This window comes from Actinoplanes sp. L3-i22, assembly GCF_019704555.1.
Classification (GTDB): domain Bacteria; phylum Actinomycetota; class Actinomycetes; order Mycobacteriales; family Micromonosporaceae; genus Actinoplanes.
The window spans coordinates 8,237,121-8,253,388 of the sequence record NZ_AP024745.1; the positions used below are offsets into that span (position 1 = coordinate 8,237,121).

Annotated in this window: 14 protein-coding genes; 7 read left to right on the forward strand and 7 right to left on the reverse strand. The window is 71.3% G+C overall.

Annotation, left to right across the window (positions count from 1 at the left end; all coding sequences use genetic code 11):
• Entirely contained in the window at window positions 1-1,185 is a 1,185-nt protein-coding gene (locus L3i22_RS37035) for a bifunctional glycosyltransferase family 2/GtrA family protein (protein ID WP_221322119.1), read from the forward strand.
• On the opposite strand, the gene L3i22_RS37040 is transcribed toward L3i22_RS37035, so the two are convergent.
• The gene (locus L3i22_RS37040) at window positions 1,139-2,587 is read right to left on the reverse strand and encodes an MFS transporter (RefSeq protein WP_221322120.1); all 1,449 of its coding nucleotides are present in this window, start codon (window positions 2,585-2,587) and stop codon (window positions 1,139-1,141) included. The two genes, L3i22_RS37035 and L3i22_RS37040, sit on opposite strands and share 47 nt — an antisense overlap.
• A gap of 91 nt (window positions 2,588-2,678) precedes the next feature.
• On the opposite strand from L3i22_RS37040, the gene L3i22_RS37045 reads away from it, so the two are divergent.
• Window positions 2,679-3,308 carry a TetR/AcrR family transcriptional regulator gene (locus tag L3i22_RS37045; protein WP_221322121.1) on the forward strand — a complete coding sequence of 210 codons (630 nt, stop codon included), beginning with the start codon at window positions 2,679-2,681 and terminating at the stop codon, window positions 3,306-3,308.
• Between the two features lie 104 nt (window positions 3,309-3,412).
• On the opposite strand, the gene L3i22_RS37050 is transcribed toward L3i22_RS37045, so the two are convergent.
• From L3i22_RS37050 to L3i22_RS37060, 3 genes are read right to left on the reverse strand one after another with little or no spacing between them, the layout of a single operon-like run.
• Window positions 3,413-4,522 (reverse strand): 5-methyltetrahydropteroyltriglutamate--homocysteine S-methyltransferase, encoded by a 1,110-nt coding sequence (locus L3i22_RS37050; protein WP_255657450.1) that lies wholly within the window; start codon window positions 4,520-4,522, stop codon window positions 3,413-3,415.
• A gap of 22 nt (window positions 4,523-4,544) precedes the next feature.
• Complete coding sequence (locus tag L3i22_RS37055) at window positions 4,545-5,033, reverse strand: SRPBCC domain-containing protein (RefSeq protein ID WP_221322122.1); 489 nt, start codon at window positions 5,031-5,033, stop codon at window positions 4,545-4,547.
• Window positions 5,030-5,359 (reverse strand): helix-turn-helix transcriptional regulator, encoded by a 330-nt coding sequence (locus tag L3i22_RS37060; RefSeq protein WP_221322123.1) that lies wholly within the window; start codon window positions 5,357-5,359, stop codon window positions 5,030-5,032. The genes L3i22_RS37055 and L3i22_RS37060 overlap by 4 nt, the downstream gene beginning before the upstream one ends.
• A 57-nt stretch (window positions 5,360-5,416) precedes the next feature.
• On the opposite strand from L3i22_RS37060, the gene L3i22_RS37065 reads away from it, so the two are divergent.
• Together L3i22_RS37065 and L3i22_RS37070 are read left to right on the forward strand one after the other, a co-directional pair.
• Window positions 5,417-6,271, forward strand: a complete 855-nt coding sequence (locus L3i22_RS37065) for a DUF1028 domain-containing protein (protein WP_221322124.1) — start codon at window positions 5,417-5,419, stop codon at window positions 6,269-6,271.
• A gap of 62 nt (window positions 6,272-6,333) precedes the next feature.
• Window positions 6,334-6,948: a hypothetical protein gene (locus L3i22_RS37070; RefSeq protein WP_221322125.1), complete on the forward strand. Its 615-nt coding sequence runs from the start codon at window positions 6,334-6,336 to the stop codon at window positions 6,946-6,948.
• A gap of 306 nt (window positions 6,949-7,254) precedes the next feature.
• Here the strand turns inward: L3i22_RS37070 and L3i22_RS37075 are convergent, their stop codons facing one another.
• Together L3i22_RS37075 and L3i22_RS37080 are read right to left on the reverse strand one after the other, a co-directional pair.
• A complete protein-coding gene (locus L3i22_RS37075; RefSeq protein WP_221322126.1) occupies window positions 7,255-7,908 on the reverse strand; it encodes a response regulator transcription factor in 654 nt (217 codons plus the stop codon).
• Window positions 7,909-8,179: 271 nt separating this feature from the next.
• Complete coding sequence (locus L3i22_RS37080; protein WP_221322127.1) at window positions 8,180-9,472, reverse strand: sensor histidine kinase; 1,293 nt, start codon at window positions 9,470-9,472, stop codon at window positions 8,180-8,182.
• A gap of 104 nt (window positions 9,473-9,576) precedes the next feature.
• Here L3i22_RS37080 and L3i22_RS37085 point away from each other — a divergent pair, with 104 nt between their 5' ends.
• Together L3i22_RS37085 and L3i22_RS37090 are read left to right on the forward strand one after the other, a co-directional pair.
• Window positions 9,577-10,338 (forward strand): ABC transporter ATP-binding protein, encoded by a 762-nt coding sequence (locus tag L3i22_RS37085; protein ID WP_370644273.1) that lies wholly within the window; start codon window positions 9,577-9,579, stop codon window positions 10,336-10,338.
• Window positions 10,335-12,791, forward strand: coding sequence for an FtsX-like permease family protein (locus L3i22_RS37090; RefSeq protein WP_221322129.1), 2,457 nt, complete (start codon window positions 10,335-10,337; stop codon window positions 12,789-12,791). Before L3i22_RS37085 ends, L3i22_RS37090 begins: the two co-directional genes overlap by 4 nt.
• A gap of 433 nt (window positions 12,792-13,224) precedes the next feature.
• Here L3i22_RS37090 and L3i22_RS37095 read toward each other — a convergent pair whose 3' ends face one another.
• A complete protein-coding gene (locus L3i22_RS37095; protein ID WP_221322130.1) occupies window positions 13,225-14,427 on the reverse strand; it encodes an EAL and HDOD domain-containing protein in 1,203 nt (400 codons plus the stop codon).
• Between the two features lie 236 nt (window positions 14,428-14,663).
• On the opposite strand from L3i22_RS37095, the gene L3i22_RS37100 reads away from it, so the two are divergent.
• Entirely contained in the window at window positions 14,664-16,217 is a 1,554-nt protein-coding gene (locus tag L3i22_RS37100) for a long-chain fatty acid--CoA ligase (RefSeq protein ID WP_221322131.1), read from the forward strand.
• The last annotated feature ends 51 nt before the right edge of the window (window positions 16,218-16,268 follow it).

Here is a 16,268-nt window from a genome sequence, read left to right on the forward strand (position 1 = left end):
ATGCTGGTGCTGATCCCCGCCTACCAGCCCGATCACCGGCTCGCCGGGCTGGTCCGCGCCCTCGATCATCATCACGTGCTGGTCGTGGACGACGGGAGCGGCTCGGCGTACGCCGAATTCTTTGAAGAAGCCCGGATCGCCGGCGCCGAAGTCATCCACCTGGACCACAACCGGGGTAAGGGTTTCGCCCTGCGCACCGGATTCGCGCACGCCTCGGCGCGCTACCCGGGGCACGACGTGGTCTGCGCGGACAGCGACGGGCAGCACCGGCCGGCCGACATCGAGGCGGTCGCCGCCCGGGTCGGTGTCACCGACGCGGCGATGGTGCTCGGGGTCCGCGCGTTCACCGGGCCGGTGCCGGCCCGCAGCCGGTTCGGCAACACCGCCACCCGCGTGCTGTTCCGGCTGGTCACCGGGCTGACGGTGACCGACACGCAGACCGGGCTGCGCGGCTATCCGGCGTGGATGCTCGACTTCCTGACCGGCGTGCCCGGGGATCGGTTCGAGTACGAGCTGCGGCTGCTGCTGCGCGCGGCCCGGCAGCGGCTGCGGGTCGAGGAGGTCCGGATCGCGACCGTCTACCTGGACGGGAACCGGTCGTCGCACTTCCGGCCGCTGCGCGACTCGGCGCGGATCTACGGCCCGCTGCTCGCGTTCGCGGCGTCGTCGCTGCTGGCGTTCGCGGTGGACGCCGGCCTGCTGGCGATCCTGGTGACCGTTACCGGTCAGCTGGCGCTGTCCGCGGTGCTGGCCCGGACGGTCAGCGCGACGCTGAACTACTCGGTGAACCGGGCGGTGGTCTTCGACCGGGTGCCGCACCGGCGGGCGGCGCCGCGCTACGCCGGGCTCGCGCTGCTCTCGCTGAGCGCGAACGTGCTGCTCCTGAGTCGGCTCAGCGACGTGCTGGGGTCGCTCGTCGCCGCCAAGCTGGTCACCGAGGTGACCCTGTTCGCGGCCGGCTTCGCGATCCAGCGGGCGTTCGTCTTCGGGCGCCGGAGAGCAGGCGATGCGGCGTTCGTCTTCGGCCACCGCGGAACGGGCGATGCGGCCGGCGCTTGGCCGCCGGCCGCATCAGTTCCCGAAGGGTTCGACCGTACCCGCTCCAGTGGTTCCCCGAAGCGGCCGCCTTACACCGGGGTCACTCCGGGAGAGCGGCGTCGGCCGTCGCCGAGTGCTTCGGGATGACCAGGGCCAGCAGCGCGGCCAGGATCGCGGCGCCCGCGCAGAGCCCGAAGAGCAACTGGTACGCGCCGAGCGTGGGCAGCTCGTGGCCGCCCAGGTCCAGCGTCTTCGCGGCCAGGACCGCGCCGCCGATGGCGCTGGCGAGCGAGCTGCCGACGCTGCGGAACAGCGCGTTCAGGCCGTTCGCGGCGGCCAGCTCGGACAACGGGGTGGCGTGCGAGATCAGGCCCGGCATGGCGGCGTACGCGATGCCCGTGCCGGCGCCGGCGATCGTCGCGCCGAGGATGACCTCCCACAGGCTGTCGGTCAGGAAGATCCGGGAGGCGAACCCGACCGCGATGATCAGCGAGCCGATGATCAGGGCGGTGCGCGGGGCCAGCTTCGCGGAGACCGGGGAGAGTAGCAGCATGATGATGCCGCCGGGCAGCATGCACAGGCCGCCGACCAGGATCGACTTGCCGAAGCCGTACCCGGTGACGGTCGGCATCTGCACGTAGGTCGCGGTGCCGATCAGCGTCGCGAACAGCGCGAAGCCGACGAACAGCGACGCGATGTTGGTCAGCAGCAGCGCCGGGCGGGCCGTCGTGCGCACGTCCACCAGCGGGGACTTGAGCTTCAGCTCGACCACCACGAAGACCACCAGCAGCACCGCCGCGGCGACCAGCAGGCCGATGGTCAGCGGGTCGCTCCAGCCCCACTTCGAGCCCTGGGCCAGCGGGAGCAGCAGCGACAGCATGGCCGCGCCGAGCAGGACCGTGCCGATGTAGTCCATCTTGCCCTTGCCGGCCGTCGCCGGGTTCGGCACCAGCTTGACGATGCCCGGGATGACCAGGATGCCGCCGACCACGCAGATCCAGAACAGGACGTGGTAGTCCGCGTACTCCGCGATCAGGCCGGAGAGCGGCAGGCCGAGCGCGCCGCCGACCCCGAGCATCGCGCTGATCAGGGCGATGCCGGCGCCGGAGTGCTCGCGGGGCAGGGTCACGCCGACCAGGCTGATGCTCAGCGGGACGGTGGCGACCGAGAGGCCGACGATCGCCCGGCCGACGATCATCGGGGTGAGCGAGTCGGACAGCGCGCAGACCAGCGAGCCGATGATCAGGGCGCCGAGCGAGACCAGCACCATCCGCTTGGTGCCGTACAGGTCGCCGAGCCGGCCGAACGCGGGCACCGCGACCGCGCCGACCAGCAGGGTCGAGGTGAGCAGCCAGGCGATGCCGTCGCTGCTGGCGTTGAGGTCCACGCCCAGCTCGGACATCACCGGGACGAGCAGGGACTGGGTGAGCGACACCATCAGCGCGGCGGTGCCGATCACCAGCAGGACGATGATCTGCTTACCGGTCCAGGAGGATTTCGGCTTCGCGCCGGACTCCTGCGACTGCGCCACAGCGGCGGCTTGGGACATGAGGGCTCCTTCAACTTCGTGGCAGACTGTGCCACGAGGCAGAGCGTGCCACGAGATGGTTGCCGGCAGGCAACGCGGGAGAATGTGTGAGATGGGGATCACCAGCCTTCGGGACCGGAAGCGTGAACAGAGCCGGATCGCCACCGTGCGGGCGGCCTGGCAGCTGTTCATCGAGCGCGGCTACGACAACGTCACGGTGGGCGACATCTGCGCCAAGGCGGAGATCGCGCCGCGCACGTTCCACCGGTATTTCGCCAGCAAGGAGGACGTGGTCGCGGAGCCGGTCCGGCAGATGACCACGATCGTCACCGAGTACCTGTCCGCCGGCGCGCCGGACGGGGCGGACGATCGCGCGGTGATGCGCGGGGCGATGATCCGGGTGGCCGAGTTCGTGGTGGAGCGGCGGGAGCTGCTGGTCGCCCTGCGCACGGTGGCCCAGCAGTCGGCGCACCTCCAGGTGTCCGCGGTGGTGGTCCGGACCGACAGCGACCCGAACATCGCGGCGCTGCTCGCGGCGCGGACCCCCGGCGCCGACCCGGGTGACTGGCGGCGCCGGCTGCTGGTCGGGTGCGTCACCCAGGCGTTCCGGATCTGGTACGAGGACTTCCTGCCCGGCGACCTCCCCGACCCGATGTCCCACCTCACCGAGATCATGGACGCCGCGGTCACCGGGTTTTCGGGTCCTTTGAAACCGCAACCACCCACGGACGTCGCCCTGTAGGGCCTCGCGTTCTGGGCGCCCCGCGCCCTGCGAGGACCGGAAGGGTCCCCGCGGGAGCGACGATCAGTTATCGGCCGCAGCCGAGGCAATAAAGAATTTGCTTCTTATCCCCAGATCTCTTCGGCGGTTTCGACGATCAGGCGGAGTTTGGCGATTTCCTCGTCGTAGGTGAGGGCGTTGCCTTCGACGGTCGAGGAGAAGCCGCATTGCGGGGAGAGGCAGAGCTGGTCGAGCGGCACGTATTTCGCGGCCTCGTCGATGCGGCGTTTCAGGGTGTCCTTCGATTCGAGCGCGCCGCGTTTCGTGGTGACCAGCCCGAGCACGACCATCTTGCCGGGCGGGACGAAGCGCAGCGGGGCGAATCCGCCGGACCGCTCGTCGTCGAACTCGAGGAAGAAGCCGTCGACGGCGAGCTCACTGAAAAGCGCCTCGGCGACGAAGTCGTAACCGCCCTCGGCCGCCCAGGAGGATCGGAAGTTTCCGCGGCACATGTGCGTGGTGACGCGCAGCTCCGCCGGGCGATCGACGATCGCGGCATTGATCTGGCGGATGTAGCGCAGATGCTGATGTTCCGCGTCGTCGCCGCGTTCGGTGAGCTGACGGCGCTGGTCCGGGTCGTTGAGGTAGGCCAGGCTGGTGTCGTCCAGCTGCAGATAACGACAGCCCTGCGCGGCGACCCGGCGGACCTGTTCGGCATAGGCGGCGCTGAGATCGGCCCAGAACTGCTCCTCGTCCGGATAGACCGCCGGATCGATGGCCGCCCGGCCGCCCCGATAATGCACCATGCTCGGCGACGGAATGGTCAGCTTGGCGGTGATTCCCTCGCCGACGTTCTCCTGAAGAAAGGCCAGGTCGTCGCCGAAAATGGTCTCGGTGAGACGGATCGGCGCGTCGACGGCGAGGGCCGCCGACTCGAAGTCCAGTTCCCCGTCCGCATTCCGGAAATGGACCTGGATCTTCTCGTCGGTCGGCCGGATCCCGCCGAGGCGGTAGATGAAGTCCATGTGCCAGGCGGTACGGCGGAATTCGCCGTCGGTCGCCGAGCGCAGGCCGACGTCGCGCTGGGCCCGGATCACGTCCCGGATCGCGTCGTCCTCGATCGCGCGCAGCTCGCCGGCGGTGATCTCGCCGGTGGCGCGCCTGGCACGGGCATCGAGCAGGTGGGGCGGGCGGAGCAGACTCCCGACATGATCCGCCCGGAACGGTGGCGTCATCCCCCCACTCAACACCCTCCGGTCAGCTGTTGGAAAGGATCTGATCGATCTGGCCGAGGGCCAGGCGCATGCCCTCCTGCATGCCCATCTTCAGCTGCCGTTCCAGCGTGTCCACGTCCGGGAAGTGGCTGACCACGGTCATCCGGGTCGTCCCGCCGGTCTCGTCGAGGGTGACGACGGCGTGCATCGGCCGGTCGGCGTCGATCGGCTCGCCGTCGGCGTTCGCGAACCCGTCGTCGAACTCCAACCGGTACGGCGCCTCGATCGCGGTGATCGTCCACCAGCCGTGCGCCCTGGTGCCGTCCGGCCCGGTCATGTAATAGCGCGCGGCGCCGGTCGGCACGAACTCGTGGCGGACGAACGTGGCCGGCCAGGTCGGCGGGCCCCACCAGCGCTCCAGCTTGCGCGGGTCGGCCCAGACCGTCCAGACCTTCTCGGCCGGGGCGTCGAACTCGGTGACGAACGTGAGGGTCAGCTCCTCGAGGTTCGTGGTCGTGTCGGTCACGGTCATGACTCCTCCTCCAGAATCGCGGTGATCCGGCCGGCTCGGTCCCGCCAGATCCGTTCGTAGCTGTTCATCAGGCCACCGATCACGCCGCGCAGCGCGTCCGGATCGCCGTGCACGATCTGCTCCCGGCCCCGCCGCTCCTTGGTGACGAGCCCGGCCTGCTCCAGCACCGCGACGTGTTTCTGCACCGCGGCGAAGCTCATCGGATAGAGCCGGGCCAGCGCGGAGACGGACATCCCGGACCGGAACACGCGCGACAGGATGTCGCGCCGGGTGGCGTCGGCGAGCGCGTGGAAGACCCGGTCCTCCCGCTCCTCACCTACAACCATGTGGTTGTACGTTAGTCGGCCAGTCCCTAGATCACAACATCCGATAGCGTGCCGCTCATGACGTTCTCGATCGTGGGCCGGTCCGCGGACGGCAAGGCCCTGGGCGTGGCGGTGGCCAGCAAGTTCCTCGGCGTCGGCGCGGCGGTGCCGGCCGCGCTCGCCGACGTGGGCGCGCTGGCGACGCAGTCGTACGCGAACCTCGCCTACCGTCCGCAGGGCCTCGCCCTGCTCGCCTCCGGGGTGCCGGCCGACTTCACCGTGCGGGCGCTGACCGCCGGCGACGACGGCCCGGTCGGCCACCGGCAGGTCGGCGTGGTCGCCGCGACCGGCGACGGGGCCACGTTCACCGGCGACGACTGCCACCCGTGGGCCGGCGGGACGGCCGGCGACGGATACGCGATCCAGGGCAACATGCTGGCCGGAGCCGCCGTCGTCACCGACATGGCGACCGCGTGGCTGGGCTCCACGACCGAGGCACGGCTGGCCTATCGCCTGGTGGCGGCGCTGCGCGCCGGAGATCAGGCGGGCGGCGATCGCCGTGGGCGGCAGAGCGCGGCGTTGCTGGTGGTCGCCAAGGGCCTGGGGTACGGCGGCACCAGCGACGTCCTCGTCGACCTGCGCGTCGACGACCACTCGGACCCGGTCACCGAGCTGGCCCGGCTGCTCACCATGCACTCGCTGTATTTCGAGCGGCCCGATCCCGCCCTGCTGATGCCCCTGCACGGTCCGCTCGCCGACGAGGTGCGGACGCGGCTCACCGAGCTCGGCGAGCGGGACGCCGACCTCGACGCGGCGCTCGCGTCCTGGGCCGGGATCGAGAACCTGGAGATGCGGATCGTGCCCGGTGCCATCGATCCGCTGGTCCTGGCACATTTACGGGTCGCGAATATTTCCGGCAAACAGCACATCTAAGTCTTTCCGTCCTGGAATGATCATTTACGGGGACGTAAGTGTCAGGGGACGGTGGGACATCAATGGCATTCGAGGAGCGCGCCACCGCGCCGGTGATGAGCCGGCGCAGCATCATCACGCTGGATTTTCCGGGAGCGGTGCCGGCCATCTGCCAGCTCCGTCCGGCGGATCCGGCCACTTCCGGTCCGCCGACCGCTTCCGGTTCTTCCACATCGGAAAACCGGTTCGTCGTACGGCGTGAGCTGGCGCCCGCCGACGCGGGCGTGCCGATGATGCTCCGCGTGCGGGTACTGGACGCGGTCGACCGGCCACTGCCGGGCGCCGTCCTGGAGATCTCGCACCGGGCGCCGGGGCCCGCGGATCCCGTGCTGAGCGGGGCTCAGGTGACCGATCCGCACGGGTACGCCGAGTTCAAGACGGTGTTCCCGGGCTGGTCCGCATCCGAGCCGGCCGGCATCGACCTGACCCTGTACCTGGCCGGCTCGCGGGACTGCGGACGGCTCCACTTCACCGGCCAGGTGATCACGCAGGTGGCGGGCCTGGCTTGGTACCGCGAAAACCCGCGCCCGATCGCACCGCCCGAGGCACCCGCCGGTTTCCCGCAGGTGGTCCCGCGAGACCGCTACGACCTGACCGCCGGCCTGCTCGCCACAATAAGCGCCGTCACCGACCGCTGACCCAAACACCACCACGCCACAGCCACCACCGTCGCACCGCCACCGCACCGCCACCGCCTCGGCCGCCGCACCGCCACCACCGCCGCACCGCCACCGCCGCCGCACCGCCACCGCCACCACGCCTTCGCCGCCACCGCCTCGGCCGCCGCGCCACGGCTTCGCCGCCACCGCCTCGGCCGCCGCGCCACGGCTTCGCCGCCACCGCCTCGGCCGCCGCGCCACGGCTTCGCCGCCACCGCCTCGGCCGCCGCGCCACGCCTTCGCCGCCAAGCCGCCACACCTTGGCCACCAGCGCCACAGTCCTCCTCAGCCACGCAGATAGGCCAGAACCGCCCGGACCCGCCGATGATCATCGGAGTCGGGCGGCAGGTCGAGCTTGGTCAGCAGGCTGTTGATGTGCTTGGCCACCGCCGCCTCGGACACCCTCAGCCCACGGGCGATCCCGGTGTTCGACCGCCCCTCCGCCATCAACCCGAGAACCTCACGCTCCCGCGCAGTCAGCCGATTCAGCGGATCCCGCCGCCGATTCAGCAACTGCCGAACCACCTCCGGATCCACCACCGTCCGCCCGCCGGCCACCGCGACAAGCGCCTCGACGAAATCGGTGACCTCCCCGATCCGTTCCTTCAGCAGATAGCCGACCCCCGCGCCCGGCCCGGAGTCGAGCAGCTCCGACGCATAGGTCTGCTCCACGTACTGACTGAGCACCAGCACCGGAAGCTCCGGATCCTCGGCCCGCAGCGCGATCGCCGCCTGCAGCCCCTCGTCACTGAACCCCGGCGGCATCCGCACATCGGTCACCACCACGTCCGGCTTGTGCTCGGCCACGGCCACCCGCAGCTCATCGGCATCCCCCACCGCGGCCACCACCTCATGCCCGAACTTCCGAAGCATCCCAGCCACGCCTTCCCGAACAATCACCCCATCCTCAGCGATCACCACCCGCAGCCCGCCGCTCACGTCCACACCCCCAACTCCCAGCCCCACCACTCAAACCCACACCGCAGCCCACCGCTCAAACCCACACCGCAGCGCACCGCTCAAACCCACACCGCAGCGCACCGCTCAAACCCACACCCACAGCCCGCCGCTCAAACCCACGCCCCAACCCTCAGCCCCACCACCCAAACCACACCGCAGCCCACCGCTCAGCCCACACCCCAACTTCCAGCCCCACCGCTAAGCCCGCACCCCAACTTGCCCGTGAGCTGCGCACGGACGATGCGGGCGCTCATGCGCGTGTTTCCGCAGGCCGGCCGGTGCGGGCGGCTGGCGGGGAGCGATCGGCTGGTGGGACGGGGATCTCGACACGCAGGACGGTGGGGCCGCCGGCCGGACTGGCGACCGCTACCGTGCCGTCGAGGACCGCAGCGCGGTCGGCCAGGCCGACGAGGCCGGAGCCACCGGCCGGTTTGGCGCCGCCGCGGCCGTCGTCGCGGATCTCGAGGATCAGGCGGCCCTGGTCGACGGTGCCGGAGACGCTGGCGCTGGTGGCGCCGCTGTGTTTCGTCACGTTGGCCAGCGCCTCGACGATCACGAAGTAGGCGGTGATCTCCAGCGCCGCCGGCAATCGGCCGGGCAGCGAGAACTGCAGGTCCACCGGCAGCGGCGTGATCGACGCGACCTCGCCGGCGGCCGCGGCCAGGCCCCGGTCGGTCAGCACCTTGGGATGCACGCCGCGGATCAACTCCCGGATCTCGGTCAGCGCCTGCTTCGCCAGGGTCTGCGCCTCCACCAGGTATTTCTCGGCCGGACTGCCCGCCGGCAGCTCCAGCCGGGCCATGCCGAGCTGGATGTTCATCGCCACCATCCGCTGCTGGGCGCCGTCGTGCAGATCCCGCTCGATCCGCCGGCGCTCCAGCTCGAACGCGTCGACCAGGCGGGCCCGGGACCGGGTCACCTCGATCAGCCGCTCGTCGGCGTCGTGCGCGCGCGGAGCCAGGATCGCGCGGGCCATCGCGGCTCGCGCCCCGGCCCAGGCGGTCACCGGCCAAGCCAGGATCAACGTCAGCGGCACCCCGGCCGCGGCCAGGGCGAGCCGGGCGGACATCGGCTCGTCGACCATGTAGAACGGTGCTCCGAAGGTGGTCAGCACCTCGTAGAAGACCGCGCCGACGACCAGCGAGTCCATCCAACACAGCAAACTGGCCAGGAGCGTCGCGTAACCCAGCTCGCGCCAGGTGGCCTGCTCGCGCAGGCGGACGGCCAGCCAGCCCCGCACACCGGGCCGGGTCACCGGCCGATGCGGGTCGGGCAGCTCGTCCAGGTCGACCAGGCGCATGCGGCGCCGCTCCATCCGGGCGACCACGACGCCGGAGAGGATCGTCGCCACATAGCACGCCAGCCCGATCGCCACGATCGACAGCAGGGCGCCGACCAGGATCAGGGCGACCACGCCGAGGACGGTGGCGAACCCGAGCAGGGCACCGCCACTGAGATAGACAAGGGAACGCCACGGCCAGGCCGAGCGCAGGAACTCGGTCGGCCGGAGGGTGAGCGCTTCGAGCGCGTTGCGGACCGGCATGTGGGGCACGGTACCGCCGCGATTCGCCGCCGTCGGTAGTGCTGGCGTTACCTTCGATCCTCACCCCTGCGTGAATGTGCCGGGCCGCGCGAACCGGTTGGCTGATGCCCATGACGACGACGCGAGCAGACACAGCCGCCGTGGAGATCCGCGGGGTCACCAAACGGTATGGCCAGGCCGAGAACGCGGTCACCGCGCTCGACGAGGTGGACGCGCGGTTCGCTCCGGGCACGTTCACGGCCGTGATGGGCCCGTCCGGCTCGGGGAAGTCCACGCTGCTGCACTGCGCGGCCGGGCTCGACCGGGTGACGAGCGGTGAGGTGCTGATCGACGGCGTGCCCATCGGGGGTCTGGGCGAGCGTGCCCTCACCCGGCTCCGCCGCAGCCGGGTGGGGTTCGTCTTCCAGGCGTTCAACCTGGTGCCGGCCCTGACCGCGGCGCAGAACGTGGTGCTGCCGCTGCGCCTGGCCGGCCGTAAACCACAGCCCGGCGAGGTGGCGGCGATGCTGGCCGAGGTCGGTCTCGCCGAGCGTGCCGGGCATCGGCCCACGGAGCTGTCCGGTGGCCAGCAGCAGCGGGTGGCGATCGCGCGTGCGCTCGTCACCCGGCCCGCGGTGATCTTCGCGGACGAGCCGACCGGCGCGCTGGACGCGCGCTCCGGGGCCGAGGTGCTGCGCCTGCTGCGCAGCGCGGTCGACCGGCACCGCCAGACCATCGTGATGGTCACCCACGATCCGGTGGCCGCCGCGCACGCCGACCGGGTGCTGTTCCTGGCCGACGGCCGGGTGGTGGACGATCTGCCCGGTCCGGTCGGGGCGGAGAAGATCGCGGTGCACACCGCGCGGCTCGAGGAGTCGGCCCGATGATGGCGTGGGCGATGGTCCGGCACCGGTTCGCGAGCTTCGCCGGCACGTTCGTGGCGATCGCGCTGGGCGTGGCCGTGGTGGCCGGCTCGGTGACGCTGTATCTCTCCTCGCAGCCCCGGCCGCCCGAGCGGTACCGAGCCGCCCCGGTGACCGTGCAGGCGCCGTCGGTGGGCACGAACGACTACGGCGAGCCGGAGATCCGCTCGTGGACGCCGGCCGAGCTGACCGACCTGTCCGCACGGCTGCGCCAGGATCCGCGGATCACGAACGCGATTCCTGATCCGTTCTTCTACGTCCAGGAACAGGGCACCGACGCCGACCGGATGGCACAACTGGCCGGGCACTCCTGGTCCTCGGCAGCACTCGGCGCCTACCGGCTGACCAGCGGAAACGCGCCGGCGAAGCGGGGCGAGGTGGTCGTCGGCACGTCACCGGCCGACGCCACCACCGCGCACGTCGGCGCGGGCGACACAGCAGCCGTGCAGGCCGGTCCGAGCAGCACGGCGGCCTCGCACGTCGGCGCGGGCGGCACGACAGCTGAGGACGTCGGGGCGGGCGGCACGACGGCTGAGGACGTTGGGCCGGGCAGCACGATCCAGGTGCTGACCGCGGCTGGGCCGGAGACGTGGCGGGTCACGGGCACTACCGACGGTCCCGGCTACTACGTGACGGAGCGTGACGCGCTGGCGCGGGCTTCCGGCGTACGGGCAATGGGTTTGATCGTGGCCGGCGACCGAGCGCAAGTGGCGGACGCGGCGCAAGCCCTGATCGGCGTGGCCGGGACGGTCCTCGCCGGGGCGGACCGCGCCGCCCTCGAGCCGGCGATGGTGACCCGGACCCGGTGGATCGGCGCGCAGCTGCTGATCGCGATGGTCACGCTGGGCACCTTCGCGACCGTATTCGTGGTCGCCTCGACGTGTGCGCTGACGGCCGCTCAACGGCGGCGCGAGCTGGGCCTGCTGCGGGCGGCCGGCGCGACGCCGGGTCAGGTGCGCCGGATGATGTACGCGGAGACGACGCTCATCGCGCTGCTGGCCGGCCTGGTCGGCGCGCCGCTGGGGACAGCGCTCGCGCCGTTGCTGGCCGGCCCGATGGTCGACCTCGATCTCGAGCCACCCGGTTTCGAGGCGACCTGGCAGCCGATCGCGGTGGGTGGGGCGGTTCTGCTCGGCCTGGTCGTGGCGCTGGCCGGGGTGGCCGTGGCGGCGCGCCGGGCAAGCAAGGTTCCGCCACTGGCGGCGCTGCGCGACGCGGCCGCCGAGACCCGCTCGATGACGCCGTCGCGCTGGGTGTTCGGTCTGCTCAGTGTCGCGCTGGGCGCGGCGCTGCTGGCCGCGATGCCGTCGATGGCGACGGACAGCAAGACGACCGCCGGGATGGGCGCCGCCATGCTGTGGCTGACCGCGGCGGCGCTGCTCACCCCGGTGGTGATCGGGCCGCTGGTGCGGTTGGCGACCGGGCCGTGGCGAGGCTCGGCGACCGGGATGGTGGTGCGGGAGGGCACGCTGACCGGGGTCCGCCGGGTTGCCTCGACGGCCGCTCCGGTGCTGGTGACGGTCGGTATGACGGTGCTGCTCACCGGCATGGTGGCGACGATCGACGAGGCGACCGGGATCGACGAGACGGCGAAGATTCCGGCGGCCACCGTGCTGGCTCCGGACGGTGCGCCTGGGCTCGGTGAGGCCGCCGTCCGCGCTCAGACCGGGAGCTCGCGGCTCGACACCCGGGTGCTGATCGCGCACGGCACGGCGACCACCGGTGAGGATGCGGCCGGCATCGATGGCGCGCCCGTGACGCTCACCCCGGAGGCGGCCAAGGAGTTGGGGGCTTCCGCCGGGTCGGCGATCAGCCTGCGGTGGGCGGACGGCGCGGTCAGCTCACTGGCGGTCCGGAAGATCGACGCGGCGGCCGCAGCGGCCGTGGTGCTCCCCCGTGACCTGGTTCGGCAGCACGATCCGGACGCCCTGACCAGCATGGTCGTGCTGACCGGCGAACCGCGGCCGGTCGCCGGGGCCCGGGTGCTGTCGGCTCGGGAGTACGCACAGGAGGAGGTCGATGAGGAGGGTGATCTGGTGGATCTGTTCCTGTGGGTGCTGATCGGGCTGACCGCCGGGTACACGGCGATCGCGGTGTCGAACACGCTGCTGATGGCCACCGCCGCACGACGGCCGGAGTTCCGGTCGCTGCGTCTGGCCGGGGCCGGGCTCGGGCAGGTCCTGCGCATCACCACGGCCGAGGCGTTGCTCGCTGCGGTCGTCGGCGCGCTGCTGGGCGGTTCGGTGGGCTGGTTCTCGCTGACCGGTGTTCACGCCGCCGTCGAGGACGAGTTGGGTAGCAAGGTGGCCCTGATCGTTCCGTGGGGCGCGGCGCTCGCGGTCGCAGCGCTGTGTGCCCTGCTCGCGGTCGCCTCCACCGCAGTGCCCGTGCTGCGACGAACCGGCCTCGCCCGATAGAGCCGGACTCGCCGGGTCGCGGCCGAGGAGCCGACCTCCGGCGATGCCGGATCCGGGCCCGGCCGCAACCCGAGCAGCGTGGGCAGCGGGCTCGGCCGGCCAGGTGCCACGCAGTGCCGGTGTGCGCGGATGGGCCGGTGCGACGCGCCCGGCGCCCGTGGCACGACACGGGCGCGGCGCGGCCTGGCCGGGCGCGGCGCGGCCTGGCCGGGCGGGGCGTGGCCGCGGCACGGCCTGGCCGGGCCCCAGCGTGGCCGAGCCGCCGGGCCGGGCGTTGCGAGCCGAGGCGGGCCGGGCCGCGTCGGGCTGTGTGCGGGCGCGGCGCGGCCTGGTCTGGTTGGGCGGGACGCGGCCTGACTCGGCGCGGCGGGGCTGGCCGGGCGAGCGGGTCGGTTGGGCGGTTGGGCGGTTGGGCGGTTGGGCGGTTGGTTGGCTAGCGGCGGCGTTTGGGGTTGAAGCGGTGGGCGGCGGTTAGGGTTCGGGTGGACCAGCGCATGGCGTCCAGGGCTGGGACGGCCAGGTCCTCTGAGCCGGGTTCGCCGGATTCGTAGGCTCGGACCGCGTTCAGGACCTGGCCGAGGCGACCGGTGCCGTGGGTCAGGGCGTCGGAGACGTCGGCGGTCAACGGGAGTTGTTCGCCCATGGCGGCCGGGGTGAAGCCCATCAGGCGGGCCATGCCGATGACCAGGCCGGCCACGAAGGCGGCGCCCGGGTCGGCGTGGAAGCGCGGGGCCAGGTTCTCGCACAGGCGGGCCTGGGTCAGCGCGGTGAGCAGTTGCCCCTCCGGGGCCTCGGCCACGTCGTCGACCACCATCAGGGTGGCCCAGCGGCGGATCCGGGTCAGGCCGACCAGCATGACGGCCTGGCGGACCGAGGAGATCCGGCTGACCACGCCGGCCGCGACCGAGTTGCTGACCCGGAGTACGCGCAGGGCCAGGGCCGGGTCGCTGACGATGATCGAGGTGATCTTCTCGAGCTGGACGTCCGGGGACATCAGGGCCGCGACGAGTTCGAGACGGCGCAGACGGGACGGCGACAGGCTGGGCGTGCTCAGCACCTGGGGACGGCTCAGGGCGTACCCCTGGCGCAGTTCCATGCCGTAACGGTCCGCGATGGCGACCTCGACCTCGGTCTCCAGGCGTTCGGCGACCAGTTGGAGACCCGGGAACTTGCGGCAGGCGGCGACGATCTCGTCGAGCCGGCTCAGGTCGCCGTCCAGCAGGTCGAGCTTGACGTAGGAGGCCAGCCCGAGCAGTTGCTCGTGGCCGGAGCCCCAGACGAAGTCGTCCAGGGCGATCTTGTAGCCGGCTTCGGCCAGCGCGGTGATCCCTTCGATCACCTCGTCGTCCACCGCGACCGTCTCCAACACCTCCAGCACCACCTGTTCGGGGCCGAACGGCAACGGCAGCCGTCCGGTCACGAACTCACGGGTGAGGTTGATGAAGCACGGCCGATCACCGGCCACCTCGGCGATTCCGAACTCGGTGAATGCGTTGATCATCACCGTGCTGGTCGCGTAGGTGTCCTGGCGGCCGGACGCCACATCGTTCATCCGGCCACGGAAGAGCAGCTCGAAGGCGACGATCGAGCCTTGAGCGTCGAAGATCGGCTGACGGCCGACGTGTACTGCTTCCATCACCGGAATTCCCACGTCGGGGCCATCGGCACAAAAACCGGCGACCTGACGAATCCGGGCACGGAAACAATGCCGAAACGGATGTTCCCCCTCAGGACCCACTCGTGTTGGGATGAGACCGCGGTCACAAACGACGCCGGCAAAGCACGACCCCGGCAAGCACGACTCAGGCGTAAGCACGACTCAGGCATAAGAGCTACTCAGGCATAAGCACCACCCCGAAGGGATTCCACCGGATGCTCAACCTCTCCGTTCTCCTGGAGGACAGCGCCCGCCGCCACCCCGAGCGCGCCGCCGTGGTGCTCGGCCCGCAACGCCTCAGCTACGCCCAGGTCGAGGCGGCCGCCAACCAGGTGGCGAACATGCTGGTGGCCCGCGGCATCCAGCCCGGCGACAAGGTGGCGCTCTCCTGCCCGAACCTGCCGTACTTCCCGGTGATCTACTACGGGATCCTCAAGGCCGGCGCGGTCGTGGTCCCGCTGAACGTGCTGCTCAAGGGCCGGGAGATCACGTACCACCTGAACGACTCGGAGGCGAAGGCGTACTTCTGCTTCCAGGGCACGCCCGAGCTGCCGATGGGCGCCGAGGGCCACGCCGGCTTCACCGGCGCCCCGGGCTGCGAGCAGTTCTTCCTGGTCACCGCGGACCCGGCAGCCGCCTCGCCGATCGAGGGGGCGGAGACGCTCGGGCAGGCCCTGGCCGGGCACGGGCCGGTCTTCGAGACCGTGCTGCGCGCCGAGACCGACGCCGCGGTGATCCTGTACACCAGCGGCACGACCGGGCAGGCCAAGGGCGCCGAGCTGTCCCACTCCAACCTGGTGCTGAACGCGCTGACCTGCAACCGGCTCTTCAGCTCGCAGCCGGCCACCGACACGCATCTGCTGGTGCTGCCGCTGTTCCACTCGTTCGGCTCGACGGTGAACATGAACGCCGGCTTCTCGGTCGCGGCCACCCTGGTGCTGCTGCCGCGCTTCGAGGCGAACGCCGCCGTGCAGCTGCTGCAGAGCGAGAACGTGACGTTCTTCGCCGGCGTCCCGACGATGTACTGGGGTCTGCTGAACGCGCTCAGCACGAACGAGGACATCGACGTGGAGCGGATCGCCCGCAACATGCGGGTGGCCGTCTCCGGTGGTTCCAGCCTGCCGGTCGAGATCATCAAAGCGGTCAAGGAGCGCTTCGGGGTCACCATTCTCGAGGGGTACGGCCTGTCCGAGACGTCCCCGGTCGCCACGTTCAGCGACCCGGACGGTGAGCCCCGCCCGGGTTCGATCGGCATCCCGATCTGGGGTGTCGAGGTGAAGCTGATCGACCCGGAGTGGAACACGGTCGGCGGCGTCGACGAGGTCGGCGAGGTCGCGGTGCGCGGGCACAACATCATGAACGGCTACTACAACCGGCCGGAGGCGACCGCCGAGGTGATGCGGAACGGCTGGTTCCGCACCGGTGACCTGGCCCGCCGGGACAAGGACGGCTTCTACTACATCGTCGACCGGGCCAAGGACATGATCATCCGGGGCGGCTTCAACGTGTACCCGCGGGAGATCGAAGAGGTGCTGATCACCCATGACGCGGTCTCGCTCGCCGCGGTGATCGGGGTGCCGCACGCCAGTCACGGCGAGGAGGTCAAGGCGTTCGTGATCCTCCACCCGGGCGCCACGGTGACCGAGGACGAGCTGGTGGCGTGGGGCCGGGAGCAGATGGCCTCGTACAAGTACCCGCGGATCGTGAAGATCGTCGAGTCGCTGCCGATGACCGCGACCGGCAAGCTGCTCAAGCGCGAACTGAGCTGACCAGCAGGCAACGTAGCGAAAACGGCGCCCGGCGGGATACCCGCCGGGCGC